General features: G+C 60.1%; 27 protein-coding genes. 13 read left to right on the top strand and 14 right to left on the bottom strand.

Features of this window, described 5'->3' with window-relative positions:
- The first annotated feature begins 87 nt into the window (after nucleotides 1-87).
- The 3 genes from msrB (at nucleotide 88) to ACM6IP_RS26410 (ending at nucleotide 1580) form a co-directional block, all read left to right on the top strand.
- Nucleotides 88-483: a peptide-methionine (R)-S-oxide reductase MsrB gene (msrB, locus tag ACM6IP_RS26420; RefSeq protein ID WP_159997279.1), complete on the top strand. Its 396-nt coding sequence runs from the start codon at nucleotides 88-90 to the stop codon at nucleotides 481-483.
- 153 nt (nucleotides 484-636) lie between these two features.
- The gene (locus ACM6IP_RS26415; protein ID WP_095168133.1) at nucleotides 637-1122 is read left to right on the top strand and encodes a glutathione peroxidase; all 486 of its coding nucleotides are present in this window, start codon (nucleotides 637-639) and stop codon (nucleotides 1120-1122) included.
- Nucleotides 1119-1580, top strand: coding sequence for a MarR family winged helix-turn-helix transcriptional regulator (locus ACM6IP_RS26410; protein WP_095168135.1), 462 nt, complete (start codon nucleotides 1119-1121; stop codon nucleotides 1578-1580). The genes ACM6IP_RS26415 and ACM6IP_RS26410 overlap by 4 nt, the downstream gene beginning before the upstream one ends.
- Here the strand turns inward: ACM6IP_RS26410 and ACM6IP_RS26405 are convergent.
- On the bottom strand, nucleotides 1564-3885 hold the full coding sequence (locus ACM6IP_RS26405) for a response regulator (RefSeq protein WP_414862676.1): 2322 nt from the start codon (nucleotides 3883-3885) through the stop codon (nucleotides 1564-1566). The two genes, ACM6IP_RS26410 and ACM6IP_RS26405, sit on opposite strands and share 17 nt — an antisense overlap.
- 164 nt (nucleotides 3886-4049) lie before the next feature.
- Between ACM6IP_RS26405 and ACM6IP_RS26400 the strand changes: the two genes are divergently transcribed.
- Entirely contained in the window at nucleotides 4050-4940 is an 891-nt protein-coding gene (locus tag ACM6IP_RS26400) for an ATP-binding protein (protein WP_095168139.1), read from the top strand.
- Nucleotides 4937-5419 carry a GAF domain-containing protein gene (locus ACM6IP_RS26395; RefSeq protein ID WP_095168141.1) on the top strand — a complete coding sequence of 161 codons (483 nt, stop codon included), beginning with the start codon at nucleotides 4937-4939 and terminating at the stop codon, nucleotides 5417-5419. Before ACM6IP_RS26400 ends, ACM6IP_RS26395 begins: the two co-directional genes overlap by 4 nt.
- Here ACM6IP_RS26395 and ACM6IP_RS26390 read toward each other — a convergent pair whose 3' ends face one another.
- The 8 genes from ACM6IP_RS26390 to ACM6IP_RS26355 form a co-directional block, all read right to left on the bottom strand.
- On the bottom strand, nucleotides 5420-8368 hold the full coding sequence (locus ACM6IP_RS26390) for an HD domain-containing phosphohydrolase (RefSeq protein WP_414862635.1): 2949 nt from the start codon (nucleotides 8366-8368) through the stop codon (nucleotides 5420-5422).
- Nucleotides 8369-8499: 131 nt separating this feature from the next.
- Nucleotides 8500-12126: a transporter substrate-binding domain-containing protein gene (locus tag ACM6IP_RS26385; protein ID WP_414862634.1), complete on the bottom strand. Its 3627-nt coding sequence runs from the start codon at nucleotides 12124-12126 to the stop codon at nucleotides 8500-8502.
- An 8-nt stretch (nucleotides 12127-12134) separates the two neighbouring features.
- The gene (locus ACM6IP_RS26380) at nucleotides 12135-12761 is read right to left on the bottom strand and encodes a response regulator transcription factor (protein WP_095168147.1); all 627 of its coding nucleotides are present in this window, start codon (nucleotides 12759-12761) and stop codon (nucleotides 12135-12137) included.
- 250 nt (nucleotides 12762-13011) lie between these two features.
- A complete protein-coding gene (locus tag ACM6IP_RS26375; protein ID WP_159997269.1) occupies nucleotides 13012-13410 on the bottom strand; it encodes a response regulator in 399 nt (132 codons plus the stop codon).
- Nucleotides 13411-13671: 261 nt separating this feature from the next.
- Complete coding sequence (locus ACM6IP_RS26370; RefSeq protein ID WP_095168150.1) at nucleotides 13672-15003, bottom strand: deoxyguanosinetriphosphate triphosphohydrolase; 1332 nt, start codon at nucleotides 15001-15003, stop codon at nucleotides 13672-13674.
- Nucleotides 15004-15119: 116 nt separating this feature from the next.
- Nucleotides 15120-15461 carry a hypothetical protein gene (locus tag ACM6IP_RS26365; RefSeq protein WP_401128647.1) on the bottom strand — a complete coding sequence of 114 codons (342 nt, stop codon included), beginning with the start codon at nucleotides 15459-15461 and terminating at the stop codon, nucleotides 15120-15122.
- On the bottom strand, nucleotides 15458-15847 hold the full coding sequence (locus tag ACM6IP_RS26360; protein ID WP_095168154.1) for a phage holin family protein: 390 nt from the start codon (nucleotides 15845-15847) through the stop codon (nucleotides 15458-15460). The genes ACM6IP_RS26365 and ACM6IP_RS26360 overlap by 4 nt, the downstream gene beginning before the upstream one ends.
- 1 nt (nucleotide 15848) lies before the next feature.
- Nucleotides 15849-16163, bottom strand: a complete 315-nt coding sequence (locus ACM6IP_RS26355; RefSeq protein ID WP_414862633.1) for a DUF883 family protein — start codon at nucleotides 16161-16163, stop codon at nucleotides 15849-15851.
- Nucleotides 16164-16487: 324 nt separating this feature from the next.
- Here ACM6IP_RS26355 and ACM6IP_RS26350 point away from each other — a divergent pair, with 324 nt between their 5' ends.
- The 5 genes from ACM6IP_RS26350 to ACM6IP_RS26330 all read left to right on the top strand — a co-directional run bounded on the left by ACM6IP_RS26350 (nucleotide 16488) and on the right by ACM6IP_RS26330 (nucleotide 19933).
- Entirely contained in the window at nucleotides 16488-17696 is a 1209-nt protein-coding gene (locus tag ACM6IP_RS26350) for an ammonium transporter (RefSeq protein WP_095168158.1), read from the top strand.
- A gap of 76 nt (nucleotides 17697-17772) precedes the next feature.
- Nucleotides 17773-18009: a glutaredoxin family protein gene (locus tag ACM6IP_RS26345; protein WP_159997265.1), complete on the top strand. Its 237-nt coding sequence runs from the start codon at nucleotides 17773-17775 to the stop codon at nucleotides 18007-18009.
- A gap of 116 nt (nucleotides 18010-18125) precedes the next feature.
- Nucleotides 18126-18557: a LexA family protein gene (locus ACM6IP_RS26340; protein WP_159997263.1), complete on the top strand. Its 432-nt coding sequence runs from the start codon at nucleotides 18126-18128 to the stop codon at nucleotides 18555-18557.
- 71 nt (nucleotides 18558-18628) lie between these two features.
- The gene (locus ACM6IP_RS26335; RefSeq protein ID WP_095168163.1) at nucleotides 18629-18958 is read left to right on the top strand and encodes a transcriptional regulator; all 330 of its coding nucleotides are present in this window, start codon (nucleotides 18629-18631) and stop codon (nucleotides 18956-18958) included.
- Nucleotides 18959-19042: 84 nt separating this feature from the next.
- Nucleotides 19043-19933, top strand: a complete 891-nt coding sequence (locus ACM6IP_RS26330; RefSeq protein ID WP_095168165.1) for a pseudouridine synthase — start codon at nucleotides 19043-19045, stop codon at nucleotides 19931-19933.
- A gap of 99 nt (nucleotides 19934-20032) precedes the next feature.
- On the opposite strand, the gene ACM6IP_RS26325 is transcribed toward ACM6IP_RS26330, so the two are convergent.
- Both ACM6IP_RS26325 and mobA read right to left on the bottom strand, forming a co-directional pair.
- On the bottom strand, nucleotides 20033-20254 hold the full coding sequence (locus tag ACM6IP_RS26325; protein WP_095168167.1) for a YgdI/YgdR family lipoprotein: 222 nt from the start codon (nucleotides 20252-20254) through the stop codon (nucleotides 20033-20035).
- A gap of 76 nt (nucleotides 20255-20330) precedes the next feature.
- Nucleotides 20331-20933, bottom strand: a complete 603-nt coding sequence (gene mobA, locus ACM6IP_RS26320) for a molybdenum cofactor guanylyltransferase MobA (RefSeq protein WP_095168169.1) — start codon at nucleotides 20931-20933, stop codon at nucleotides 20331-20333.
- Between the two features lie 81 nt (nucleotides 20934-21014).
- On the opposite strand from mobA, the gene moaB reads away from it, so the two are divergent.
- Nucleotides 21015-21554, top strand: a complete 540-nt coding sequence (gene moaB / locus ACM6IP_RS26315; RefSeq protein ID WP_095168171.1) for a molybdenum cofactor biosynthesis protein B — start codon at nucleotides 21015-21017, stop codon at nucleotides 21552-21554.
- A 22-nt stretch (nucleotides 21555-21576) separates the two neighbouring features.
- Nucleotides 21577-22764 (top strand): gephyrin-like molybdotransferase Glp, encoded by a 1188-nt coding sequence (glp, locus tag ACM6IP_RS26310; protein ID WP_414862675.1) that lies wholly within the window; start codon nucleotides 21577-21579, stop codon nucleotides 22762-22764.
- A 41-nt stretch (nucleotides 22765-22805) separates the two neighbouring features.
- On the opposite strand, the gene ACM6IP_RS26305 is transcribed toward glp, so the two are convergent.
- Nucleotides 22806-22997 (bottom strand): hypothetical protein, encoded by a 192-nt coding sequence (locus ACM6IP_RS26305; protein ID WP_095168175.1) that lies wholly within the window; start codon nucleotides 22995-22997, stop codon nucleotides 22806-22808.
- Nucleotides 22998-23321: 324 nt separating this feature from the next.
- Here ACM6IP_RS26305 and yegS point away from each other — a divergent pair, with 324 nt between their 5' ends.
- Complete coding sequence (gene yegS / locus ACM6IP_RS26300) at nucleotides 23322-24215, top strand: lipid kinase YegS (RefSeq protein WP_159997255.1); 894 nt, start codon at nucleotides 23322-23324, stop codon at nucleotides 24213-24215.
- 6 nt (nucleotides 24216-24221) lie between these two features.
- Here the strand turns inward: yegS and ACM6IP_RS26295 are convergent, their stop codons facing one another.
- The gene (locus tag ACM6IP_RS26295; protein WP_401128662.1) at nucleotides 24222-24881 is read right to left on the bottom strand and encodes a response regulator; all 660 of its coding nucleotides are present in this window, start codon (nucleotides 24879-24881) and stop codon (nucleotides 24222-24224) included.
- Nucleotides 24878-25771: a sensor histidine kinase gene (locus tag ACM6IP_RS26290; RefSeq protein ID WP_414862632.1), complete on the bottom strand. Its 894-nt coding sequence runs from the start codon at nucleotides 25769-25771 to the stop codon at nucleotides 24878-24880. The genes ACM6IP_RS26295 and ACM6IP_RS26290 overlap by 4 nt, the downstream gene beginning before the upstream one ends.
- Nucleotide 25772 lies beyond the last annotated feature (1 nt).

Here is a 25772-nt window from a genome sequence, read left to right as displayed (position 1 = left end):
CTGGCGTTTGACGAGGCGCAATCATACGTGCCGCCCGATCCGTGGAAAAGGTACAGATCGGGCTTTTTCAGTTGCTGAGGTAGGACAATGGAAAAGATCCAGAAAACCCTGGAAGAATGGCGGGCCATGCTCGATCCAGAGCAGTACAACGTGTGCCGTCTCAAGGGCACCGAGCGACCGTTCTCGGGCAAGTACAACGCGACGAAGACCGCGGGTGTCTATCATTGCATCTGCTGCAACGAGCCGCTGTTCGACTCCCGGGCAAAGTTCGATTCCGGCTGCGGCTGGCCAAGTTTCTACGAGCCGATCGGCGCGAGCGCCATGGTTGAGATCCGCGATGTCAGCCACGGCATGATCCGCACCGAAGTGGTCTGCGCCAAATGTGAGGCGCACCTGGGGCATGTGTTCCCGGATGGTCCGCCGCCTACCGGCCTGCGTTACTGCATCAACTCCGTGTGCCTGGACCTGGTGCCGCGCGACTGAGGCAGGTGCTGGCTGGCTGGCGAAGGTCTGGTGCAGGCAGCCAATCCCGTTAGCCAGCCGGTGCTCCCGGTCGGTTTTTCGGCCAATTAAGTTGCGCACAATTCAATTGCTCGCTATGTTTATTGTATCTACCTATTATTCGGAGCCCGTCCCATGACCGACAACCTGCTCGACATCCCGTGTACCACGATCAAAGGGGAACAAAAGACCCTTGCCGATTACGCCGGCAAGGCGGTGCTGGTGGTCAACACAGCCAGCAAATGTGGCTTTACCCCGCAGTACAAGGGACTGGAAGCGTTGTGGCAGACCTACAAGGATCAAGGCTTGGTGGTGCTCGGTTTTCCCTGCAATCAGTTCGGCAAGCAGGAGCCGGGCAACGAGGGGGCAATCTCTGAGTTCTGCGAATTGAATTTCGGTGTCAGCTTTCCGCTGTTCAAAAAGATCGACGTCAATGGCAGCGACGCCCATCCGCTGTTTGTCCAGTTGAAGAAGCGCGCCCCCGGCGTGTTGGGGTCCCAGGGCATCAAATGGAACTTCACCAAATTCCTGATCGGTCAGGACGGCAAGCTGGTCAAGCGTTTTGCCCCCGCGACCAAGCCGCAAGACCTGACGCGCGAGATTGAAGCACTGCTCAAATGAATGATCTGTCCGTTGATTCTCTGGCACTGGATGACCAGCTCTGTTTCAAGCTGTACGCGGCCTCCAGGGCGGTGATCCGGGGCTACAAGCCCTTGCTCGAGCCCCTGGGCCTGACCTATCCGCAGTACCTGGTGATGCTGGTGTTATGGGAGTGGCAGCAGCAGCCGCCCGAGCAACCCACGGTCAAGGCCTTGGGCGAACGCCTGGCGCTGGATTCCGGAACCCTGACGCCCTTGCTCAAGCGCCTGCAGCAGATGCAGTTCGTCCAGCGCCAGCGCTCGGCCCGGGACGAGCGCGAAGTGCACCTGAGCTTGTCGCCAGCCGGTGTTGCCCTGCGTGAACAGGTGGGGCCGCTGAAGTCCAGATTATTGTGCGACAGCGGCTTCGACCTGCAGCAACTGACGCAATTGCGCGCGGGCCTCGATCAGTTGCTGGAGCAGATCAAGGGGCTTTCCTGAGCGGTATCCACAGGTCCAGCAGCGCGGCCAGTTCTTCGCGGCGAAAGGGCTTGGCCAGGTAATCGTTCATCCCGGCCGCGCGACAGCGCTCCCGTTCCTCGGGCATGGCATTGGCGGTCAAGGCGACGATCGGCAGGTCCGGCCAACGACCGCTGCGCCGGATGTGCCGGCTGGCTTCATAACCGTCCATGACCGGCATGTTGCAGTCCATCAGCACCAGGTCAAAGTGGCCGAGTTCCAGTTGGTCGAGCGCCTCGGCGCCGTGGGACACCACAATCACGTCGCTGCCCAGTTTGCTCAGCATGCCTTTGGCCACCAGCTGATTGACCGGGTTGTCTTCCACCAACAGGATTCGCCCCCGGCGTGGAGGTGACGGCGAGTGATCGGGCGTTGGGCTATCCCCAACGTTTTCCATGTTCAAGGCGCGACGCAAGGTCTGGTACAGCGCATTGCGCGCCAGTGGACGGGCCTGTTGCTGCAGAGGAGCAAGGGCGGCGCTTTCTTCGCTGGGCATGAAGTTGCCGTAGGCGGTCACCAGCAAGATCGGTGCGGCGAACCTCGAGCGCAATTCGAACAGGCAGGGTGGGCAGTCAGTAATCAGTACATCGGGGTCCAGGTCGTGCAGTGAGTCATCGAGGCTGCGCTGTTGGTAATCCAGGCCCCATCCGGGCAACAGGCTGCGCAACAGCTCGGCCAGGCCACTGCTGGCCGACGTGATGGCCACGACCTTGCCGTGCAGGCGAGCCGGCGGTGTGGCGCGAGTGTGCGCTGGCAGTGGCAGGTCGGCGCAGAACTGGCTGCCAAAACCCGACTCCGAACTGATGCTCAGTCGGCCCTGCATGGCGTTGCACAGGTTGAAGGTCAGGGCCAGCCCCAGCCCGGTGCCGCCGAACTGACGGGTAATGCCGGCGCCAGCCTGGGTAAAGGGTTGGAAGATCTTGACCTGGGCATCCTGGGCGATGCCGATACCGGTGTCGCAGACTTCGATCCTGACGCCATCCTCCCGTGTACAGAGGCGCACATCGACCCGGCCGAAACGAGTGAATTTGAGGGCGTTGGATAGCAGGTTACTGACGATTTGCCGAACCCGTGTCGGGTCGCCAATCACCTGGGCGGGAAACTGCGGATCGATCAGGCAGGTCAGCTCGACGCTGGGTGCAGCGTTCTGCGAGAGCAGGTTGGCAGTGTCTTCGATCAATGAGCCGAGGTCGAAGGGAATGTGTTCGAGTTCCAGTTGGCCGGCATCGAATTTCGACAGGTCGAGAATATCGTTGAGCAGTTCTACCAGCACTTTGCCGGAGTCGTGGGCAATCGCCAGTTGCTGGCGCTGCTCGGCATTCAACGGGCTGTCGAGGGACAAGGCGATCATGCCCAGCAGGCCGTTGAGGGGCGTGCGGATTTCATGGCTCATGTTGGCCAGGAACACCGAGCGCGCCTGCGCCATGTCCAAGGCTGTCTGGCGCGCGATCTGCAGTTCCTCGTTGGAGGCCGTCAGGCGCCGATTGATCGCTTTCAGCTCGGCGGTGCGCGACGAAACGATGGACTCCAGCTGCCCGAGGTAGTCAGTCAGGCGATTTTCGGCGGCGCGCCGCTGCTGGATTTCCGTGGTCATGCTTTCGAACTGCTGGTTGGCCACCCTGACCAGCACCCCGATTTCATCGTTCTGATGGTGCACCGGGCATTCCAACGGTGGTTGCTCGGCGATGCGCGGGTCACGCTCGCTCAGCTCGCGAATGACCCGTACCAGCGGCTTGGTCAGCATCACATAAAATAATGCCAGGAGAATGCCGCTGAGGATCAGGCTGCGGGCGAAACCGTTGAGCAGGGTGACTTCGGCCCGACGCAAGAAACGGCTGCCGAAGGCGTAGGTATCGACTTCCAGTGCCAGTGTGCCGAGGGATTCATCGGGCAGGTGTTCGAGGAACAACCGCTCCTTGAACTGGCGATCGGCACCAAACAGGAAGTCGCTGATCACTCGGTAGGTACTGGCCGAAGGGGCGCGTTTGACATTGGCCAGCACGGTATTGTTATTGTCGGTCAGTTGCGCGCCTATCACCGCAGGTGAGCGCAACAGGCCAAGCGTCAACTCCTGGGCCAGTTCGGCGTCGATGTTGTAGGCGATCCGGGAGGCGGGACTGTGGCTGATTTCCAGCAGCGACAATATTTCCCGGTTGATGGAAGCATCTTCGCTGGCATAATCGATGCCTATCTGCAGCAGACTCAGCAGCATACCCAGGACAAAACCGACCAGCACGGTGAGCTTGGCTTGCTTGTAGGACAGGCGGTTGGTGAACTTGATATCCATTGGGTGCGCAGCCACTTTCGTTTCCCTTCTGGGCCAAGCATAGCTGATCGTTACCGGGTTTTGCCGACGCGTGCAGCGCTCTGGCTCGCGACCCGGGACGGTGTCTGGCGCCAGGAACGGGTTGGTCTGCCCATCATTACTGTGAACTGCCTTGAGGAGAAGACGTGGACTCTCGATTGAATGCCTTTCTTGAACGCGCTGATGCGGTTCTGGCTCGTATCGAGCCGCTGCTGCCAGCGCCACGCAGTGCCATCGACTGGACACAATGCCTGGCTGCCCGCTGGCAGCGTGAGGGACGCAGCGGTTTTCTGCTGCCACTTGAGGTCAGCCTGGATATGCGCCTGAGCGACCTGATCGGGGTCGACAAGCAATTGGAACAGTTGGGCCGCAATACGCGCCAGTTCCTCGATGGCATGCCTGCCAACCATGCCCTGCTCTGGGGCTCGCGAGGGACGGGCAAGTCTTCGCTGGTGCGCGCGCTGTTGGCCGAGCATGCCAAGGGCGGGCTGCGCTTGATCGAGATCGAGCGAGATCACCTGGCGGACCTGCCGCGGGTGGTCGAGCAGGTTGCCAAGCTGCCGCAACGCTTCGTGCTGTTTTGTGACGACCTGTCCTTCGAGGCGGGCGAGGGCGATTACCGAGTACTCAAGAGTGTGCTCGACGGCTCGCTGGAGCAGGCCCCGGACAATGTCCTGTTGTATGCCACCTCCAACCGGCGTCACCTGGTGCCGGAAAAGGAGAGCGATAACGAGAACTGGAAAAGGGTCGACGGTGAGCTGCACCCCAGTGAGGCGGTGGAGGACAAGATCGCGCTGTCGGATCGTTTTGGCCTGTGGCTGTCGTTCTACCCGTTTACCCAGGAGCACTTCCTCAACGTGGTCGAACACTGGGTCGGCGAGTTGGCCACCAAGGCCGGCCTGGCCTGGCAACGGGATGAAGAGCTGGAAATCCTCGCGGTGCGCTGGGCTACTGGCCGTGGTAACCGCAACGGGCGATGCGCCTATCAGTTCGCCCGCTATTGGGTCGGGCTCAAACTGTTGGAGCAGCAGGCATGATTGATTTGCAAAACAGCGGCGCAGGCCTGGAGGGTTATGGCCTGCTGTGCGCACAGCTGGAGTCGTTGCTGGCCGATGAGCGAGATTTTATTGCCAATGCCGCGCAGTTCTCGGCGTTCCTGTTCAATCAACTCGATGACCTGAACTGGGCCGGCTTCTACCTGAATCGCAATGAAGAGTTGGTGCTCGGGCCGTTCCAGGGCCAGATAGCCTGCGTGCGGATCCCCTTTGGTCGCGGTGTTTGTGGCGCTGCAGCGGCCACGCTGACCACCCAGCGCGTGGAGGATGTGCATGCGTTCGCCGGGCATATTGCCTGTGACAGCGCTTCGAACAGTGAGTTGGTGGTGCCACTGGTCAAGGACGGTCGACTGATCGGCGTGCTGGACCTGGATAGCCCGTCACTGGCGCGCTTCAGCGTCGCTGACCAGGCCGGTATCGAGCAACTGGCCGCGATCTTCCTGCGCCTGACCGACTGCTGATCAGCTAACCAGGCCTGCTTTGGCGAGCAGGCTTTGTCGGTCCACGGCATCGATTTGTACCGGGTCGAGGTATCTGTCGGCGTACTGCTGATAGATCTGTTCCTCGATAAACAGGGCAAACAGCTGCGGGTCGATATGGGCATCACGGCACATGAACGCCATGATGCCGAGAGCCTCACTGAGGGTCTTGGCCTTCTTGTAGGGGCGGTCTGCGGCAGTCAGCGCTTCGAAAATATCGGCAATCGCCATCATCCGCGCCGGCAGGCTCATCTGTTCCCGTGTGAGTCGTCTCGGATAGCCGGTGCCGTCCATTTTTTCGTGATGCCCGGCGGCAATTTCCATGACGTTGCTTAAGTGCCCGGGGAAGGGCAGGTGGCTGAGCATCAGGATCGTCTGCACCATGTGATGGTTGATGATGTAGCGCTCCTCGCAGGTCAGCGTGCCGCGGGTGATGCTCAGGTTGTACAGCTCGCCACGGTTGTATTTGTGCGGCGGAACGTCGAGTTTGAAGCCCCAGGGATTGTCCGCGGGCATTAGCTCGGCACTGTTGCGTTCGAACAGGTGTTCGGGCTTATCCGCCAGCAGCGGCTCGCTGACCGGCAGCACGGGAGTCGGGGTGCGAGCCTGGCGGCGGTTCTCCTCCCAGGACAGCCCCAGCCGGTCATCCAGCGTGCGGGTCCAGGTGCGTTGGGCAATGTTGTGCAGCCGTTGCAGGTCGCCTTCGACCATGGCCTCGCCCCCCAGGTTACTGCGGGCGACAAAGGCAAAGTCGTCGTCGAGGGCGGCGAGGCTGGCGTCGCGCGTTACAGCCAGTGTCTGCCCGTCGCCACCTTGGGCGAGCCCTTGCCAGTAGTCGATCCAGGCATCGCGCTTGAGTACTTCGAAGCGGGTGCGGATTTCATGCAGGCGGTCGGTGAGGGTCTCAAGCTTGGTGGCTTTGTCGACCACGTATTCAGGTGTGGTGACTTTTCCACAGTCGTGCAACCAGGCGGCAATGTGCAGCGCTTCCCATTCATCGTCGGTGGGGTTGTAGCGTTCGAATTCCGGGGCCCGGCTGGCGGCGGCGGCCTGGGCGAGCATCAGGGTCAGGGCGGGTACCCGTTGGCAGTGGCCGCCGGTATAGGGGCTCTTGGCATCGATCGCTCCTGCCAACAACTGAATGAAGGCGTCCAGCAGCTGTTTTTGCTTGTGCTGCAGGCGCTGGCTTTCGATGCTCACGGCCGCAGCGCCGGAGACCGCCTGGATAAAGGCGATCCGGTCAGGGCGCAGCTTTTCGAGGTCCGCTTGCGCACCGCTGTCGGCCAGCAACAGGATCAGCACGCCGACGGTTTCGTTATGGCGATTGTGCAGGCGAATGCCGATCAGGTGCACGCTGGGGCACTGCAGCGCCAGCATTACACTTTGCAGATCGCCTGCCTGCTCGAATCCCAGAGTCGTCACCAGGGCGTTCTGGCTCGCCAGTGGGTGCAGCCAGGCAGGGGCCTGCGTGTCGTCAGGATCATGACTCTTGACGTTGAATGCCGAAAGGTCGCGTGATTCACCCTCGATGAACAAGCCATGGGGCTGGAGGCGGTTGCCTTCATTTTCCCGCAGGTATATCAGTCCCGCCTGGGCCTGGCCTATCTTCACGGTTTCCGCCAGGACTCGAAGCAGCAGCGGCTCGAAGCGGGTTTCCGCCGATAGGCTGTCGGTGATTTCAAAGAAGCTGGCCAGGGTCGCTTTCATGCGCGCCATGGAGACGCTGAGTTGGTCGACTTCCAGCACCGGCGAGCGGCGTGCAACCGGGTAGTTGAAATCAAAACTGCGAATCGCGTCGGCTTCCTGCACCAGAGCCCGTAATGGCTTGACCAGGATACGGGAGGTCAGCCAGCCCAGTGGCACACACAGTAACAAGATGGCCAGGGTCAGTAGGGCGCCCTGCCAGCGCATTCGATAGGCATCGACCAGCAACTCCTCTTCGGGAACCATCACTGCCAGGTTCAGTCCCCGCGGGCCACCTTCCTGGATGCTGCTGCGAGCAAAGATCCATTGGCGGTTGCCGACCTCCAGGCGATTGCCACTGGCCGGGTGCATAAACAGGGCTGCCAGGGCCGGGCTCAAGTCCTTGACCTTGGCCAGGTGGGCCTTTTGATCATCGATGATCAGCTTGCGGCTGTCGGGGTAGGCGACGGCATTGCCGTCGCCATCGAACAGCACGACTTCGGTGCCGGGTGTTACCTGGTGCTTGGCCAGGGTGGCGGACAGCTGGGCCAGGGTCAGGTCGGCGCCCACCACGGCATTGGGGCCGCTGTGGCGGGCGAGCGTCGTGCCGATGTTGTGGGTCGAAAAGAAGATGTAGGGTTCAGTGGTGATCTGTTCTTCGCTGCTGTTGGCCCGGTCGAACCAGGCCCGGGTGCGAGGGTCATAGGCCTCCTGCGGATTATCCAGGCGCCCGATCTGGTTCAGTGTCGCGTCATAGAACAGTGATTGTGAGCGGGTTTGCCCGGTGAGGATGTCACGATCGATGCTCCAGACCTGAAAGGCGGCTGCATCAGGCGCCTGCAGGGTTTTTTTCAGGGCATCGCTGCGTAATGGGCGGACCATGAAAAAATCGCCATCGGCATAACCGACGTACAGCGATGCCAGCTCGTTATTGTCCCTCAGGGATTGGCTGAAGGGTTTGAGCAGGGGCAGCCGGTGCGCCAGGTCCGTTCCCTGGATCGCGGCGCTTTCTGCCAACAGGCTGAGCAATCGTCGAATGGGCTGGTAGGTGGATTGCAGGTCCCTGCGCACGTCCTGGTCTATGCGTTCGAACAGCTTCTCACTGCTGGAGAGGATGATCTCGGTGGTTTGTCGATAATTGAAAATACCCAGCACAACGCCCGTGAACAGCAGCAACAGGGTGAACATCACGCTGATATGCACGTGCAGCGGCAATCGGCGTTTGTCCGGGCGCGGTGGGCTGGGCATTGCAGGCTCTCCATAGTCGATACGCACGGCTCAGCCAACAAGCATAGTTAATGGCACAACGGTCTGCTGTGAATCCTTGAGGCTGTCCGAGCGCCAGGGCCAGCAGGGTTCAAACTGTGGCCCGGGAGATGTCAGGTCGAAGATTGAGCAATCTCTCGTTGCAGTGCCTGCTCCAGTTCCAGCATGGCCTGCTGTATCGCCTCGGTGCAGGTCGCCAGCCTGGCCTCGGTGAACGCTTCGTGGCACATCCGCTCAAGTGCCTCACAGCTGTCCATCAGTCTGGTGGCCTGGACGATGCGGGCCGCGCCTTTGATTTTGTGGGCGATATCGATGAATCCCTCGCGCCCGCTGGCCGGCGACAAGTCGAGCAGTTCTTGGTGATCGAGGCGGTTGCTGTTGAGCAACTCGGTGAGCAGGCGCTGCACCAGTAAGGGGTCGCCACCGGTCAGTGCTTGCAGGCTCTGCAGGCTGAAGGCCGGTTCCTCGGTGAGAGGACGCAGGGTCTCCAGGCATTGGCTGAGTGTCGCCAGGCTGATGGGCTTGAACAGGCAATCGTTCATTCCCGCCTGGCGACATCGAGGTTTTTCCTCTGGCTGGGCGTTGGCAGTAAAGCCGAGCACCGTACACGGTGGGCGTTGTTCATCGTGTTCGATCCTGCGGATGGCCCGCGCCAGTTCGTAGCCATTCATCACCGGCATGTTGCAGTCGGCGATCACCAGGTCGAAATGACCCTCTTGCCAGGCCGCCAATCCTTGCGCACCGTCGTTCGCCGTGACCCAACGATGCCCCAGGAACCCCAGTTGCTGGCTCATCAGCAGCCGATTTGCCGGATGATCGTCGACCACCAGCACGTTCAAGCAGGTCTGGCCAGGTGCGACCAGCGCCGGCAGTGGCTCCTGCACGGTGGTGCCTGGCAACGGCGTCATGGGCAGGTCAACCCGGACCTCGGTGCCGACTCCCGGTTGGCTGCTCAGTTGCAGGTCGCCGCCCATCATTTCGCACAGGCTGCGGCAGATCACCAGACCCAGGCCGGCTCCGCTCCTGGCCATTTGGCCGGTGTTCTGCGCCTGGGCGAAGGGCTCGAACAACTGGCGTTGGTCGTCTGCACTGATGCCGACCCCCGTATCGATGATGTGCATGACCATCTGCTGCTGGTCGGCGCCCTCGACCGTCAACAACCGGACCTTGATGGTGACTTTTCCCTGCTCAGTAAACTTGATGGCATTGCTGATCAGGTTGGACAGAATCTGTTTCAGGCGCAGAGGGTCGGTCAGCACATCCGGCTGCGCTGCTGCGTCGGGAAAGTCGAGGCTCAGCGTCAGTTTCTTCTGCCGCGCGAGTCCGTCAAAGACCCGTATCACCGCTTCCAGGGTGACGCCGAGATTGACCCGTTCGGGCGCCAGGCTCAGGCGGCCGGATTCGATTCGGGCAATGTCGAGAATGTCACCGATGAGCTCCAGCAGGTCCTTGGCCGAGTTATAGGCCACTTCAATGGCGGGACGATCCTGCAGGCTATGTTCATCGCGTTCGAGGGTCAGTTCGAGCATACCGATCACGGCGTTCATCGGCGTACGGATTTCATGGCTCATGGTGGCCAGGAAGGTGCTCTTGGCGCGGTTTGCTTCATCGGCGCGCTCTTTGGCGGACCTGAGATCATCAAACAGCTGGCGTCTGTCGCTGATGTCGATCCAGCCGCCGATAATTCCCTGGACCTCTCCCGTGGAATCCCGATAGGGCAGGATCCAGTGATAGATCGTCAGTTTTGTGCTGCCGATGTGCAGGGTGCGATCGAGCAGCATCGGCACGCCCTCGGCCATCACTCGCTGATAGTCCGCCTGGTATTCCCCGGCTTCAAAGGCGTTGCTCATGGAGCCTTGCATGACGGTTTTGCCGATCACCTCCTCGCGTTTGGCGCAGAAGGTTTCCAGATAGCTGTCATTGCAACTTTTCAGCACCCCCTGGCGGTCGCGCACGTAGATGGGGTGGGGCGTGCCATTGACCAGCGTGTGCATGAACTCGAGCTGGTCATTGAGGGCGCGCTCAACCTTTTGCCGCTGTTTGATCTGGCGACGCATGTGGGCGTTCCAGGCCAGGAGCATGAGCAGTACCAGGCTGCTGCCGATCACCAGTTGGTATAGCTGGCGCTGGTAGTTGCGCCAGGTGCCACTGGCCGGACCCATGTAGCCACGCCAGCGGCTGTTGATGATCCCCAGTTCGTCCGGGGCGATACTCAGCAGGGCCTTGTCGAGGATAGTACTCAACTCAATCGCACCACGGGCGGTGGCCAGGGAAACTGCGGCTTGCTGTGTGCCGACCGTTGCGCTGATCTGTAGTTGGTCCTCGAACAACTGCGCGGCGATGAAGTAGTTGGCGATGATCAGGGATTCAACCGCGCCCTGGACCTGGCCCTTGGCAAGCAACTCCACGGCGCTGAAGGCGTCCTGCGTTTGCACCAGGTGGATACCCGGGTGTTTGCGTTGCAGGTAATCACGCAATGGATTGTTTTCGGTGATTGCCAGGCTCTTGCCACGCAGTTGCTCGAGATCCGTCGGGCTGCCGGGGCTCTTGCTGCTCAGCAGTACATAGGAGCTTTCCAGGTAGGGGCGGGTGAAGCTCAGGCGTGTCTCGCGCTCGACACTGGGGGCAATGGCGGCAATCAGGTCGACGCGGTCCTCCTCAATCAGGTTGAGCATGGCGCGTTCGCTTGGGCTGCGATGAAGCTCGAAACGCAATCCGGTGCGCAACCTGATGAGCTCCAGCAGGTCGGCGGTGATCCCCCGCAGGTTGCCATCGGAATCAAAGAAGGTCAGCGGTGCAAAACCATCGTTGACGGCCACTCGCACCACTGGATGTTGCGCCAGCCAGCGTTCTTCACGATTGCTCAACTGCAGTTTGCGGTCAGTCAGCAGGATGTCACTGCCGGCGCTCCAGCGTTTGGCGATGTCTTCTCGCTCACGGGCCGGCACCCTTGCCAGGACCGTGTTGATGAGGTTCAACAACTCCTGGTTGTCCTGCTTGACGGCAAAGCTGAAACCATAGGCCTCGTGTTTACCGAAGTTGGCCATCCTGACGTTTTTCAGATAGCCCTTGTTGATCGTGAAGTGAGTGGAAATTGTATCGCCCAGAAACACGTCAGCCTGATCGAAGGCCACGGCATTGATCGCATTCTGAAAGGACGGGTAGGGTGTAATGATGGCGTTGGGGTACAGGGCCGTTACCTCTTCCAGAGGCAGGTAGTGGTAGACCATGCTCAAGCGCATGCCGGCCAGGCCCTCGGTCAGCGAGCGGGTTTCGGTCTCCCGGGTGACCAGGACCGGTTGGTCTATGGCGTAGGGGATCGACAGCGCGATGTTCGATTTCCTGGCTTCATAGCCGTTGGCCGTGCCCAGCAGGTCTACATCGCCGTTTTCCAGTGCCTGGATGGCGGCTTCTCGGGAAGGGTAGCGCCGGATCTGGATAGGCAGGCCCAGGGTGTTGCCGATGATACCCGCGTAATCTGCGGTGAATCCTTCATAGTCCTGGCCCCGGATTGTCAGGTCGAATGGTGGATAGTCGGGTGCCGAAGTCCCCAGGACCAGTCCGGGTCGGTCTTGTACCCACTGGCGCTGTGATAGATCCAACTCAACGTCCATGGGTTTGGTCGTCGAGCGACTGAGCAGTGAGTAATTACCGATTTCTGGGTCTGCCATGCAGGCAGAGGCACTCAGGCAAAGTCCGACACTTAAATACAACAAATAGTCCTTTAAAGAACTGGGCATCCTGTCTCTCACACTAAAGCGTTGCGTTTTGCCATTTCGATGAGTTCCACCAGAGATTGTGCCTTGAGCTTTTGCATGAGCCTTTTTTTGTAGGTGCTGACAGTCTTGTTGCTGAGAAACATCCCTTTGGCAATTTCCTTGTTGCTGCGGCCTTGGGCAAACAATTGCAGGACCATCAGTTCGCGGTCATTGACGGAACGGAACAAGTCGAGTTCGGCGTTCAGTTCGTCATTGCTGCGCGAGGGGTTCAATGCCTGGCTGGGGAAGTAGTGATAGCCGGAAAAAACGGCGTTGATGGCGCTTACCAACTCACTCAGGTCTTCCTGTTTGCAGACGTACCCGCATGCACCGGATTGCATGCAGCGAATGGCGAAAAGTTCCGGGCTCTGTGCGGTCAGTACCAGGGTTTTCAGGGGCGTATTCATGCTGTTGAAGCGCGAAAGAACTTCCAGACCATCCAGTTTTGGGATGCTGATATCGAGAATAATCAGATCAGGCATGCATTCGCGAACCATTTGCATGGCATCGACGCCGTTATCCGATTCCCCGACGACTTTGTAACCTTCATGTTCCAGCAACATACGAACGGCGAGACGAATGACGGGGTGATCGTCGACAATAAAAACGGTGTTCATAATCAAGTCCCATACGTGCGCAAATAAAGCGAGCACCTTAGCTCAGATAGCAGTAGCGACGTATGAGCCGAGGGGGGCAGGAGTGCAATATAGGACGAGTCCTACATAAGAGAAGGCTAGGGATTACGCAGTAGGAAGGAATATCAGGAGGAAGTCTGCTGTCGAAAGCCTATGTTTAAACTTGTAAGTTGTAACGGGAAGGACGCTTGTAATTGGGTGGGAGACTCAGGGGGGGCAGTAGTGACGATGCTCAGCGATTACGCTGCTCTGACATCAGCAGGTTAATAAGCTCGGTTTTTTTCAGCGGCTTTGCCAGATAACCGAGTAAGGGTAGTCGATGTTCATCAGCGGCTTTTTTCAAAGTGTTTAATTCCAGGCTGTCAAGGCTGCTCAGGAGAATGGCTTGTTGTATTAGTCCCTGCAGGCTCGCAATGCCAATCAGTTCCAGGCCGGGAAGATCTGGAAGGCATTGGTCGCAGAGTAGCAGTTCAAAAGGTTGATGTGCCAGATTCATCTTTTGTAGTGCATTGTCGGCAGTGTCGGCGGTAGTGACTTGGGTGAAGCCGTAACTGTTAAGCAAGCAAAGTGTTGCCCTGAGTTGAAAGGGGTGGTCTTCAACCAGCAGGATGCGTAAGTTGTAAGTTAACATTTGGCTTTCCTGGAAGAGAGATTGGCCTTGGGAGTGTCGGCGTTAGCTTTAATAGGAGATGGATTATCTTTTTTCTGTTGCTGGATATCTACCGCTGTATTGATTTTTGATCATAGTGTTCAGCATAGAAGCGAAGTTGTATGTGTACCGATACTCTCGTCGTCATTCAATTCGACGCTAACTGTAGGATGATTCCTGGGAGGCGCCGAGGACTGTAATCACCCGTCGCGGCCCAAAGAGGTGGCGCGACGGGTGTATGGGTCACGGTCGGCTGGAGCGTCCGGTCATCTCCATGGCCATTTCGCTGGCATAGCTGTCGGTCATGCCGGCTATAAAGTCGATCATGCGTAGAAACGAGGCATGTAGCGGACCGTGTGGATCGGGTGCGTTATTACCTAGCAGATCGAGAATGCGACGGTTCTTGAATGAGGCCGTACCGCCGCCGTGTTGCTCCAGCGCCGCGCCACAGAAGCCGTTCAGGAGTATTTCCAGCGTGGTGTAGGCGCCGATTTCATGCAGGGTCTTGCGTTTATCCTGGAAGATTTTCTTGCGGGCCATGTCCTTGGCATTCAATACGCAACGTTTAGCCGGGCCATGCATGTGCTCTACCAGGTCACCTTGCAGCGTGCCCGCCAGCAGGGCGTCCTGTTGCTCGACGAAGGCCCGCGCCGCGGCGTTGGTCAGGTGTTCGATGGCCTTGCCGCGCAAAATCGCCAGCTTACGCCGGCGTGAGTCAGAGGGGCCAAGCTGGCGGTAGGTTTCCGGCAGGTCATCGCCCACCAGTCCGAGCAACAGCGATTCGACCTCGGCATATTCCAGCAGCTCCATTTCCAGGCCGTCCTCCAGGTCGATCAAGGCGTAGCAGATGTCATCCGCAGCCTCCATCAGGTAGACCAGGGGATGGCGGGCCCAGCGTTGTTCCTCCAGTTGCGGCAGGCCGAGCTTCTGGGCGATCTGTTCGAGCAGGGGCAGTTCGCTCTGATAGCAGCCGAACTTGTGTTTCTTGTAGCCCAGTGAGTCGGCGTGTCGTGCGGTCCAGGGGTACTTGAGGTAGGTGCCAAGGGTGGCGTAGGTCAGTCGGGTACCGCCATCGAACTGGTGATACTCCAGTTGAGTCAGCACTCGGAAGCCTTGCGCATTGCCCTCGAAGTTGAGGAAGTCGTTACGTTCCACTTCACTCATTGCATCCAGCCAGCCTTTGTTCGCGGCTTGCTGGAACCAGTAGCGAATGGCGTCTTCGCCGGAGTGGCCAAAGGGTGGATTGCCAATGTCATGAGCCAGACAGGCCGATTGCACCACCATCCCCAAGTCACTGGGCTCGCACCAGTCGGGTAGGGCACTGCGGATGGTTTCACCGACGCGCATGCCCAGCGAACGCCCCACGCAGCTGACTTCCAGCGAATGGGTCAGGCGCGTGTGGATGTGATCGTTGCTGTGAACCGGGTGGACCTGGGTCTTGCGGCCCAGGCGACGGAAGGCCCCGGAGAAAATCACCCGGTCATGATCCTTGTGGAAAGGGCTGCGGCCAAGTTCTTCCGGACTGTGCACAGGTTTGCCGAGGCGTTCACGGTTAAGCAGGGTCTGCCAATCCAAGGCTGATCTCTCCGTCAGGGAACTGATGCGCTAGCTTCCCGGTTCAAGCGCCAGGCTGCAAGCCCGACCGAAGCTCTCGGGCAAGAGGTTCGGTCGGGCTGACAATGATGTGCCGATCAGTCCTTGCGTGAGGCGCCTTGTAGCACCATACGAATCAGTGGCAGCAGCGTAGTGCCCAATCGGACTAGGCGGGTGGCACTGCGTATGCCGCCGCCCTTGGCGCCCTTGCCCGTCAGAAAACCGAGCAGGGTGACTGCAGCCACGCCCCACAGCGGCGCATGCTTGATGCCCAGGCCGTCTTGGAAGCTCTGGCCCATGCCCCGTACACGCTGCAGCGGCTGCAGCAATTGTTGCGACTCGTGACGGATTTCCTGGCGATGCATTTCCATGCGCAGGCGCAGCAGGGCCTTGCGCATTTCCTTGCGGGTACTGTTCTTGGGGATTTCAGGCAGGTTCATGGCAGCAGGCGCTCCCGGTCATTGGCCAGCTCTTCGAGGGTCGCGTGGAATGGCGAGGACTCATCGAAAATTGCCGCTTTCAGGCGCATCCCGCAAAACAGCGCGGCGGCCGCATAGAACACGCACAGGCCAATGATCGCGGTCAGGCGGTAAGTGTCCCAGAGCAGAATCATCACCAGTGCCGAAATCCCCACCAGCAACAGCAGGGCGAACACCAGGGCCAGGCCGGCAAACAGCAACAGGCTGACGGTACGGGCTTTCTGTTCCTGCAATTCGATGCCGAACAGCTCTACGTGGCTGTGCAGCAATCCCAGAAAAGCGGCGCCCAGGCGTCGCGGCGAGGAGCCAGTACCAGTCTCGGACGAGCCGGATTCACCGATAGCCATATCAGCGCCGTGTCGCCAGCAGGCCGATCAGGAAGCCGACACCGGCGGCGATCCCTACGGACTGCCAAGGGTTGGCCTGGACGTAGTCTTCGGTGGCCGTCACGGCGGCCTTGCCGCGTTCGGTCAGGGAGTCCTGGGTCAATTGCAGGGTTTCACGGGCACGCAACAGGCTCTGATGAATCTGCTCACGCAATTCGTCGGCTTGATCGCCAGCCAGGGTCGCGGTGTGCTCGAGCAAACGTTCGGTGTCGCTGACCAGAGTCTGAAAATCATCCATCAGGATTTCTTGAGCAGTCTTTGCTGTTTTGCTGGCCATGGTGATCTCCATAAGTGGCGTGTCAAAGGTTCGAGTATGGGCCTTGCACTAAGGTTCAGTGCAAATGACTGGTACAGCTTTTGCTATGTCCTGGTGCGCCGGGCGCTTCGATTGTCCTGAAACGGGCATGCCTGGCGAAAACCTTAACTCAAATAATAGAAACTCGCGGCAACATCGAAGCAATGATTGATCGCGTTGAAGTCTTTGCGCCAAAACGGTTCACCGTCAAACCGGGTTGAGACCAGGGAAAGTATCAACTTGGTGCGCGCACAGGCTCGACGAACTGCTTTGGTGCTATTTGCGGTTTGAAGGTCTGCCAATCCCATGGAAAATGTGCAAAGTGCAGTGGCCACCCTGGTCCATAGCTCCAATACCCTGTTCATCCTGATTGGCGCGGTGATGGTCCTGGCCATGCATGCCGGTTTTGCCTTTCTTGAAGTGGGTACGGTTCGCCAAAAGAATCAGGTCAATGCTCTGTCGAAGATCCTCAGCGACTTTGCGGTCTCGACACTGGCCTACTTCTTTATAGGCTACTGGATTTCCTACGGGGTCAATTTCCTGCAACCGGCCGCCGTGCTCAGCGCCGATCACGGGTATGGCCTGGTGAAGTTTTTCTTCCTGCTGACCTTTGCCGCCGCCATTCCAGCGATTATTTCGGGAGGGATCGCCGAGCGGGCGCGCTTCGTTCCGCAACTGTGCGCGACGGCGTTGATCGTGGCGTTTATCTACCCGTTTTTCGAAGGCATGGTCTGGAACGGCAATCTTGGCCTGCAGGCCTGGTTGCTGGAACAGTTTGGCGCCAGCTTCCATGACTTCGCGGGCTCCGTGGTGGTGCACGCCATGGGCGGCTGGCTGGCCCTGGCGGCAGTGCTGCTGCTCGGGCCACGTAACGGGCGATACCGCGAGGGGCGACTGGTGGCGTTTGCGCCGTCGAGCATTCCGTTCCTGGCCCTTGGCTCGTGGATACTGATCGTTGGCTGGTTCGGCTTTAACGTCATGAGTGCACAAACGCTGCAAGGGGTCAGTGGCCTGGTAGCGGTCAACTCGTTGATGGCGATGGTCGGCGGCACCATGGCGGCCCTGATCGTCGGACGTAACGACCCAGGGTTCCTGCACAACGGTCCCTTGGCCGGGCTGGTGGCCATCTGTGCAGGCTCCGACCTGATGCACCCGGTCGGTGCGTTGGTCACGGGGGCCATTGCCGGCGCCCTGTTTGTCTGGTGTTTTATCGCAGCGCAAAACCAATGGAAGATCGACGACGTACTCGGTGTCTGGCCACTGCATGGCCTATGCGGGGCCTGGGGCGGCATCGCCTGTGGGATTTTCGGCCAGACAGCATTGGGCGGCCTGGGTGGCGTCAGCCTGGTCAGTCAATTGATCGGCACCGCGTTGGGCATTGTCATCGCGCTACTCGGCGGACTGTTGGTATACGGCGTGATCAAGCGCCTGCACGGACTGCGCCTGAGCCAGGAAGAGGAGTACTACGGCGCTGACCTGTCGATCCACAAGATCGGCGCGGTCAGTCAGGACTGATGGTGGCCGCCCCGTGCTCGACGGTTTTTGGTGGCCAGCCTAGAATGAACACCCATTCTTTCGTGGTCCGTCTGTCATGCCCCCTGAATGCCAGTTGTTCGGCACCCTTGGCTGCCACCTGTGTGAACTCGCCGAAGCGGAACTGATGCCGCTGGTCGAGCACGGCCTGTTAGTAGAGCTGGTGGACATCGCCGATAGCCAGCAACTGTTCGACGCCTATGGCCTGCGGATCCCGGTGCTGCGCCGGGTCGATACCGGCGCGGAACTGGGCTGGCCCTTCGACGCCGAGCAAGTCGTCGCCTTCCTGCGCTGATACCTGGAGCCAGTTCAGCACCATGCACTCCGTTTGTCGTGTCCCACGCGACATGCATTGGCACCCATCCGGATATTCGGTTACTGTATGTGCATACAGTTATCCGGGAGGCCGCCATGTCCCTCACCTTGCTCGCCAGTACCCAGCGCCTGCACTTGCCCGATGCCGATGAGCTGAGCCTCAGCGCCGTGCATTGTGCCGCCGAAGTTCGAGGCCAGAACTTCTCCCTCGACCGAATTGTCGGCCTGGGCGCGCCCCAGGTACGTGCGGTGCTGGTGGAAGACGACAGCTTGCTGGGCTTTGGTATTTATCCAGGTGACCGCCTGATCGTCGATCGTTCGATCAGACCGGTTCAGGATCAGTACGTGGTGGCTCACCTCGATGGCGACAACGAATACTGCGTGCGCTTGCTGGCGGCCGACCCCAAGGGCGGGCTGCTGCTCAAGGCTGCCCGGCCCTCGGTGGCCTCGGTTGCCTTCGACGATCTCGACCCGGCCCCGATCTGGGGCGTAGTGCTCTGGGTGGTCAGCTATGTGGGACGTGGCTGAGGGCGGTCCAGCAGGCATTTGCATAAAGCGTCAGGCATCAGCGGGCGCATACGAAACAGGAGTGATACAGCATGGTCAATGTCGAACAGTTGAAAGCCAGCGTGAACCGGATGTCGGCCGACGTGGTGCGTGAGGCGGTTCTGGAGTTGCGGCTCGATGGCCTGGTGACGGAAGGGAAGACCCCATTCAACAAATTGCACTTCAATACCTGCTTTGCGGAAATCGAAGCCTTGTTCCAGCGCGCCGGGTATCACCGGCAACTGGATGTGGTGGGTTATCAGGGTTTGCTCTACGCGCTTTATGATCCCGGGCGCTGGGAAGCGGTGGAGGTATTGCGCTGGTTGAAAGAGTTCACCGAGGCTGCGGCCTTGCGCGAATCAATGGCCACCTGTGGGGCCTGAACCACGGCGGCACGGAATCTTCCCTAGGTGGGCTTCAGCTGTTGCTGGATAATGCTCGTCTGCATTAACCGCAAGAGCCTGTGTATGTCCACTTCATCATTTTCCGCCGCCCAGAGCCAGGCCAGCACGCTGTACCTGCCACCGGGTTCCTGGGTCACCGTGCTTGACTGCCTGTGCGAACACTTCAGTGCCATTGGGCGCGAACAGTGGCTGGACCGGATCGCCCGTGGTCGCGTCCTCGATGCCCAGGGCCAGGCGATTACCCTGGACCTGGCCTACAAGGAAGGCTTGCGGATCCATTACTTTCGCGAAGTGCCGGACGAAAAGGTCATCCCGGTTCTGGAAACGATCCTGTATGCCGACGAGCACCTGATCGTGGCGGACAAACCGCATTTTCTACCAGTGACGCCAGCGGGTGAATATGTCGAGCAGACCCTGCTGCGCCGCTTGATTCGCCGCCTGGACAATCCCCATCTGGTGCCGTTGCATCGCATCGATCGGCACACCGCCGGGCTGGTGCTGTTTTCCGCCAATCCGCAAAGCCGTTCGGCGTATCAGTCGCTGTTTCCAACCCGCAAGATCGACAAATACTACGAAGCCATTGCCCAGGCGTTGCCCCAGCTGGCATTTCCCTTGGTCCACAAAAGCCGGCTGGTGGATGGCGAACCCTTCTTTCGCATGCAGGAAGGCCCAGGGGTGAGTAACACCGAAACGGCGGTGCAGGTCCTGGAAAAGAATGGCGACCTCTGGCGGTACGGCTTGTCCCCGGTGACCGGGAAGAAGCACCAGTTACGGGTGCACATGACTGCGCTGGGGGCGAGCATCTGCAATGACCCGTTCTATCCGCAGGTACTGAAGGATGTCGAGGACGACTACGCCAATCCGCTGAAGCTGTTGGCCAGGGGGTTGCGCTTCAGCGATCCGCTGAGCGGTGTAGAGCGGGTTTTCGAAAGCCGGATCAGACTGGCCTGGTGAGTCTTCGCCATAGGAATTGCACAACAGGTTTTTCCGTCTCCCAGATACGACAACGCCCGCGCAGGGCGGGCATTGTCGTGCAGCCGTAGAGGCCGAGGGTTACAGCTCTTTAACGGTGCGAACCTGATCCTTGTTGATGCGGGTCTGCTTGCCGTCCAGTTGTTCGAACTCGTAGAAACCCGACTCGGAATCGAATCTAGGGCTATCGACAGACTGGATTTCGCGACCGTCATTCAAGGTGATGACTGCAGGCGAGGAGCAACCAGCAAGGGTGGCCAGGCCCAGAGCAAGCATGAAAGTGGCGAGGGTCCGTTGAGTCATGAGATGTCTCCGCAAATGAATTCTTTTAAGTACTGGACTTGAGACGTGTGACACGCCGGCAAGTTCCTTGGCGCCGTCATTCTGACACGCTGGCGTGCAGGCTTAACAGCTCGGGCGTATTGAGGTTGGCCAGGCGCTGATCATGGTCCGGGCACTGCATGGCCAAAGCACCCAGATTACGCATGATACGCCCAGGACTGCGCTCACCGGTATTCCAGGCGCTTTCAAACGCCTGCGCAAGCGCTACCGGGATCACGCATAACAACGGTTGCCAATGTTCACCCTGGCGCAGCATCAAGGGGGTGGCCGGGTGCTGGCTGGCGGCTGCACGCATGTCGTGCACAAGCTGGGCATCAATGCGCGGCACATCGCACGGTAGCACCAGCAGATGGGCGTGCCGTGCCGCCGCCAGGCCCGCGCGAATGCCGGCCAACGGTCCAGGGAAGTCGGCAATCTCGTCGTGCACCAGTTGGTCGGCGTAGGCCGCGTACCGGTGCCGATTACGGTTGCAGGAGATGATCAGGTCATCGGTCAAGCTGCGCGTCAGCCGGTGCAGATGGCTGATCAAAGGTTCGCCCTGCCACTCGAGTAAGCCCTTGTCCTGGCCGCCCATGCGCTGGCCGCGTCCGCCTGCCAGGAGCAGGATCGAGCAGGGTGGTAGCTGAACATTCAAGGGCATGGCGCTACTCCATCGGGGCGGCAAAAAAACAAGGCGCTGTGATATAACACCGGGCTGTTTCTCCTACAACTGGACGAGCCTATGAAAGCCAAGGCTGATGTACCTTTCGCCCCGCTGAACATCGCGGTGCTGACTGTCAGCGACACTCGCACACTGGACACCGATACCTCGGGACAGGTCTTTGTCGACCGTCTGGGCGCTGCCGGCCATCACCTCGCTGCACGGGTGCTGCTTAAAGATGACTTGTACAAAATACGTGCGCAAGTAGCCACCTGGATTGCCGACGACGTGGTGCAAGTGGTGCTGATTACCGGCGGGACTGGCTTCACCGGACGTGACAGCACCCCGGAAGCCGTCAGTTGCCTGCTGGACAAGCAGGTCGATGGCTTCGGCGAGTTGTTTCGCCAGATATCGGTGGCGGACATCGGCACCTCGACGGTGCAGTCCCGCGCGCTGGCCGGCCTGGCCAATGGCACCCTGGTGTGCTGCCTGCCGGGCTCCACCAATGCGGTACGCACTGGCTGGGATGGAATTCTGGCCGAGCAGTTGGATGTCCGTCACCGGCCGTGCAACTTTGTCGCCCATTTGAAGCAGGCGGCACCTTGTGAATCCCGTGGGTAAGCCTGGCAAGACCGGCAGCTTGATGCCAGTCGAAGTAGCATTGGCGCGCCTGCTGGAGATGGCCGAGGCTGCGCCGATTGTCGAGTTTGAGCACCTGCCGTTGGCGGCCGCTGAAGGCCGGGTGCTGGCCGAGGATCTGCTCTCGAGCCTCGATCTGCCGCCGTGGCCCAACAGTGCCATGGACGGCTACGCCGTGCGCGTCGCCGACTGGACAGGCGAACCATTGCTCGTCAGCCAGAAGATCTTTGCCGGGATGGCTCCCGAGCCATTGGCTCCAGGTACCTGTGCGCGGATCTTTACCGGTGCCCCGGTGCCGGCCGGTGCGGACTGCGTTGAAATGCAGGAAAACACCGAGGTCCTGGCCGATCAGCGGGTGCGCTTCAGTGAGCCATTGCACGTCGGGCAGAACATTCGCCCGCAAGGGCAGGAGACCACCGTGGGCGAACGGGTGCTGAACGCCGGTACTCGCCTGGGACCGATCGAACTTGGCCTGGCCGCATCATTGGGCAATGCCGAGCTGCGGGTGGTCCGCAAAGTGCGGGTCGCCGTGCTGTCGACAGGGGATGAGTTGGTGGAGCCGGGGCAGGCACTCGGGCCTGGGCAGATCTACAACAGCAATCGGGTGCTGCTGTGCAGTTGGTTGCAGCGCCTGGGGTGTGAGGTGCTGGATGCGGGCATCTTGCCGGACAACCTGCAGGCCACCCGCGAGCGTCTTGCGCAACTGGGCAGCGTCGACCTGATCCTCTCCACTGGCGGGGTGTCGGTCGGCGAAGCGGATTTCCTCGGCATCGCGCTGCGCGAGGCGGGTGAACTGACGTTATGGAAGCTGGCGATCAAACCCGGCAAACCCCTGACGTTTGGGCACTTTCAAGGTGTGCCGGTGATTGGCTTGCCGGGCAATCCGGCGTCGACCCTGGTGACCTTCGCCTTGCTGGCGCGGCCCTATCTGTTACGACGCCAGGGCGTGACGGAGGTGACCCCGCTGCAGTTCCAGGTCCCGGCAGGGTTTGTCTGGCCCAAGGCCGGTAACCGTCGCGAATACCTGCGTGGACGCCTGGAGCAGGGGCGGGCAATTGTCTATCGCAACCAGAGCTCCGGAGTGTTACGCAGTGCCGCGTGGGCCGAAGGGCTGGTCGAGGTGCTGGAGGAGCGCACCCTGGTCGAAGGTGATTGGGTGAACTTCATTCCATTGAGTGAAGTGCTTGGCTGATTCGCGCCAGGCCCGTGCTGCAGCCCGGGTCTGGCGCATGCTTAGTTGAGTAGTGTCAGCAGTTGATCGAAGCGGCTGTTGGCAATCCAGCTGGCGAGACCGATGATCACGATGAGGATGCCGGTCGAGTAGGCAACCCTGTACCTGATAGCTTGCAACTCGTCCCGGGCCTGGTAAAGGTTCTTGTGCAGTGACTTGAGATGGGCCTCCAGTTCTGCGATACGAGGTTCCATGTCGCTTCCTTCGGCTGGTATGGACGTGCAACGGGTTGCCGAGTCTGGGTCGCCCTTGGGGGTTGTCGGTGCAGGTTTTTTTGTTGTGAAGCGGGTCAGGGTCTGGAGGGCGGTGCCATTCATAAGTATTCACTTCCTTGTGTATTACCGATCTGTTCCTGAGATGCCTGGACACAAGGTGTTCCAATATCAATTCAGCGTCAATTAGGCCGATTCGTCACAGGCTGTAAGAAAAAACTCGAAACTTATCGCGGTCGTTGGCTCTTTCAGTCGCGTGTGTGGTCAACATTTGCCAGAGGCCTTAGATCAACCGGGGAGATGACGATGAGTGAGCGCAAGGCGCTGTTGATTTTGCACGGTAAGCAGGCACTCAACGAAGAGGTCCGTTCGGCGGTCGAGGAAAAGCGCGAACAAGGCTGGGAACTGGCGGTGCGCCTGACGTGGGAAGCCGGGGACGCCCAGCGTCTGGTGCAAGAGGCACTGGCTGCCGGCTTTACCCGATTGATTGCCGGAGGTGGCGACGGTACCTTGCGCGACATCGCTGAAGCGCTGGCGGCGCAGACTGATCAAGCTAGCCTGGTGCTGCTGCCGTTGGGTACAGCCAATGACTTTGCGCGCGCAGCAGGGGTTTCCCTGGTACCGCGAGAGGCGCTCGCGTTGCTCGACGTGCCGGCGCAACCGATCGACCTGGGGGAAGTGGGCGGTCAGGTATTTCTCAACATGGCGACCGGCGGATTTGGCAGCCAGGTGACGGCGAACACCTCTGAAGACCTGAAGAAGATGCTGGGCGGGGCGGCTTACCTGTTCACCGGACTGTCGCGCTTCAGCGAGTTGCATGCCGCCTACGGCGAGTTGCAAGGTCCCGATTTTCACTGGCATGGGCAGTTACTGGCACTGGGGATCGGCAATGGCCGGCAGGCCGGTGGCGGGCATGAGTTATGTCCGCAGGCGCTGGTCAATGACGGCCTGCTGGATGTCAGCATCCTCCCGGCACCGCAGGATGTCGTGGGCACGCTCAAGGATTTGTTGGCGGACGGTTGGGGCATCGACAACATGTTTGTCCGCGCGCGCCTGCCATGGGTCGAGATCAAGGTCTCGGAGGGGCTCTATATCAATCTTGATGGCGAGCCACTGGAAGGCGAGAGCCTGCGCTTTTCGGTGCGTCCTGGCGCATTGCGCGTGCATCTACCCGCGGACTCGCCTTTGCTCAAGGCGTGAACCGGGTCAGTCGTCGAGGCTGATGATGCGCTCGCGCACGGCAAACAGCACCAGCCCCGCCACCTCGTAGATCTGCAGGCGCTTCATGATCTGCGAGCGGTGGGTTTCCACGGTCTTGATACTCAGCCCCAGGCCGCAGGCAATCTCGCGAGTGGATTTGCCGCGTACGATCAGCCGCAGGATCTCCAGTTGCCGCGCGGTGAGGTTATGGCTATCAACGGTGGGAGCCTGAGGGCTGTGGGCCCGTGCCAGCGCCTGGTCGATCACGGTGTGGGCGATGGCGGGGCTCAGGTAGCGTTCGTTGTTGCGCAGGGCTTCAAGGGCGTGCGCGAGCTCCGTGGCCGTGGTGTCCTTGAGCAGGTAGCCATGAGCCCCGGACTCCAGGGCGCGCATGACCAGCGTCGGGTCGGTATGCATCGACAGGATCAGCACCTTGCTCTGCGGATGGACCGCCTTGAGCCTTTGCAGTGCGTCCAATCCGCCGACCTGCTTCATCGAGAGGTCGAGGACAATGATGTCCGGGTTCAAGGTCTCGACCATCTCCAGCACCTGGGCCCCATCGTCGGCCTCACCAATCACCGCATAGCCGGGAATATCCAGGACCAGCGCACGCACGCCAGCCCTGATCAGCGAGTGGTCATCTACCAGTAGCAAATTGCAAGTCAATGGGGAACCTTATGGGTGGCGGCTCGTTCGAGTGTGCGGGGTGCCCAGGGGAAAAGGGCGTCGATCCGTGTCCCCTTGCCCGGGTCACTTCTGACGTCCAGCTTGCCGCCCAACTGCTCGACCCGTTCCGACATGCCCGCCATGCCACGCTGTCCTTCACGGCCAGGAAACGCGGCAGGACAAAAGCCCACGCCATCGTCACTGATCAACAGTGCCAGCCCCTCCGGGGTACGTTGCAAACGGACCAGCAGATTCTCGGCCTGGGCGTGGCGCAGCACATTGGTGATGGCTTCCTGGGTGACGCGAAACGCCGCGACCGCCATTTCTTCTGGAATGCCTGCCAGTTGCTGCTGGCATTCCAGGCTCCAGTGCAGGCTGTTGTTGGCCAGCGTCTTGAGCAGATGGGCGCGTAAACTGGCTTCCAGGCCCAGGCTCGACAGTTGCCGTGGATTGAGCACGGCGCAGATGTCGTGCACCTTGGCCAAGGTGTCTTCCAGGGTTTCGCCGAGCAGGTTGCAGTGGCTGTGCAGTTCTGCTGGCAGGCGGCGCTTGAGCCATTCGTTTTGCAGTTTTGCTGCGGTGAGCAATTGGCCGATGTCGTCGTGCAACTCCCGGCTGAGTCGATGACGTTCGCTTTCCTGGACCTGCAGCAAGCGGTCCGCCAGCTCGTGGGGCTGAAACTTGATGGCGCTGCGCAAGCGCAGGTATTGGCGCAATACGCCGATTGCCGCCGCCAGGCTCAACACCAGCAAGGCCCATGGCACCGGGCTGGACAGGGAATAGGCCAGCAGGCAACCGATGGCAGTGCAAAGGCAAAGCAGCAGGGTCAGGCGTTGTGCTGCCTGTCGGGAGGGGCGCCAGTTCATGACTGATTTGAGGCTGGCGTGCATG

Source organism: Pseudomonas sp. IT-P176, assembly GCF_949767245.1.
In the GTDB taxonomy this organism is placed as follows: domain Bacteria; phylum Pseudomonadota; class Gammaproteobacteria; order Pseudomonadales; family Pseudomonadaceae; genus Aquipseudomonas.
Note: the sequence above shows the minus strand (reverse complement) of the source record. Positions and strands in the feature narration are given on the sequence as shown.

Bases quoted from the DNA above. Each gene is read 5' to 3' on its own strand.
- ACM6IP_RS26360 (WP_095168154.1), bottom strand. From the start codon at position 15,847: ATGGCTATCGGTGAATCCGGCTCGTCCGAGACTGGTACTGGCTCCTCG.
- glp (WP_414862675.1), top strand. From the start codon at position 21,577: ATGCCAGTCGAAGTAGCATTGGCGCGCCTGCTGGAGATGGCCGAGGCT.
- mobA (WP_095168169.1), bottom strand. From the start codon at position 20,933: ATGCCCTTGAATGTTCAGCTACCACCCTGCTCGATCCTGCTCCTGGCA.
- ACM6IP_RS26365 (WP_401128647.1), bottom strand. From the start codon at position 15,461: ATGAACCTGCCTGAAATCCCCAAGAACAGTACCCGCAAGGAAATGCGC.
- yegS (WP_159997255.1), top strand. From the start codon at position 23,322: ATGAGTGAGCGCAAGGCGCTGTTGATTTTGCACGGTAAGCAGGCACTC.
- ACM6IP_RS26290 (WP_414862632.1), bottom strand. From the start codon at position 25,771: ATGCACGCCAGCCTCAAATCAGTCATGAACTGGCGCCCCTCCCGACAG.
- ACM6IP_RS26335 (WP_095168163.1), top strand. From the start codon at position 18,629: ATGGTCAATGTCGAACAGTTGAAAGCCAGCGTGAACCGGATGTCGGCC.
- ACM6IP_RS26330 (WP_095168165.1), top strand. From the start codon at position 19,043: ATGTCCACTTCATCATTTTCCGCCGCCCAGAGCCAGGCCAGCACGCTG.
- ACM6IP_RS26385 (WP_414862634.1), bottom strand. From the start codon at position 12,126: ATGCCCAGTTCTTTAAAGGACTATTTGTTGTATTTAAGTGTCGGACTT.
- msrB (WP_159997279.1), top strand. From the start codon at position 88: ATGGAAAAGATCCAGAAAACCCTGGAAGAATGGCGGGCCATGCTCGAT.
- ACM6IP_RS26325 (WP_095168167.1), bottom strand. From the start codon at position 20,254: ATGACTCAACGGACCCTCGCCACTTTCATGCTTGCTCTGGGCCTGGCC.
- moaB (WP_095168171.1), top strand. From the start codon at position 21,015: ATGAAAGCCAAGGCTGATGTACCTTTCGCCCCGCTGAACATCGCGGTG.
- ACM6IP_RS26410 (WP_095168135.1), top strand. From the start codon at position 1,119: ATGAATGATCTGTCCGTTGATTCTCTGGCACTGGATGACCAGCTCTGT.
- ACM6IP_RS26340 (WP_159997263.1), top strand. From the start codon at position 18,126: ATGTCCCTCACCTTGCTCGCCAGTACCCAGCGCCTGCACTTGCCCGAT.
- ACM6IP_RS26380 (WP_095168147.1), bottom strand. From the start codon at position 12,761: ATGAACACCGTTTTTATTGTCGACGATCACCCCGTCATTCGTCTCGCC.
- ACM6IP_RS26305 (WP_095168175.1), bottom strand. From the start codon at position 22,997: ATGGAACCTCGTATCGCAGAACTGGAGGCCCATCTCAAGTCACTGCAC.
- ACM6IP_RS26415 (WP_095168133.1), top strand. From the start codon at position 637: ATGACCGACAACCTGCTCGACATCCCGTGTACCACGATCAAAGGGGAA.
- ACM6IP_RS26390 (WP_414862635.1), bottom strand. From the start codon at position 8,368: ATGCCCAGCCCACCGCGCCCGGACAAACGCCGATTGCCGCTGCACGTG.
- ACM6IP_RS26355 (WP_414862633.1), bottom strand. From the start codon at position 16,163: ATGGCCAGCAAAACAGCAAAGACTGCTCAAGAAATCCTGATGGATGAT.
- ACM6IP_RS26395 (WP_095168141.1), top strand. From the start codon at position 4,937: ATGATTGATTTGCAAAACAGCGGCGCAGGCCTGGAGGGTTATGGCCTG.
- ACM6IP_RS26375 (WP_159997269.1), bottom strand. From the start codon at position 13,410: ATGTTAACTTACAACTTACGCATCCTGCTGGTTGAAGACCACCCCTTT.
- ACM6IP_RS26345 (WP_159997265.1), top strand. From the start codon at position 17,773: ATGCCCCCTGAATGCCAGTTGTTCGGCACCCTTGGCTGCCACCTGTGT.
- ACM6IP_RS26350 (WP_095168158.1), top strand. From the start codon at position 16,488: ATGGAAAATGTGCAAAGTGCAGTGGCCACCCTGGTCCATAGCTCCAAT.
- ACM6IP_RS26405 (WP_414862676.1), bottom strand. From the start codon at position 3,885: ATGGATATCAAGTTCACCAACCGCCTGTCCTACAAGCAAGCCAAGCTC.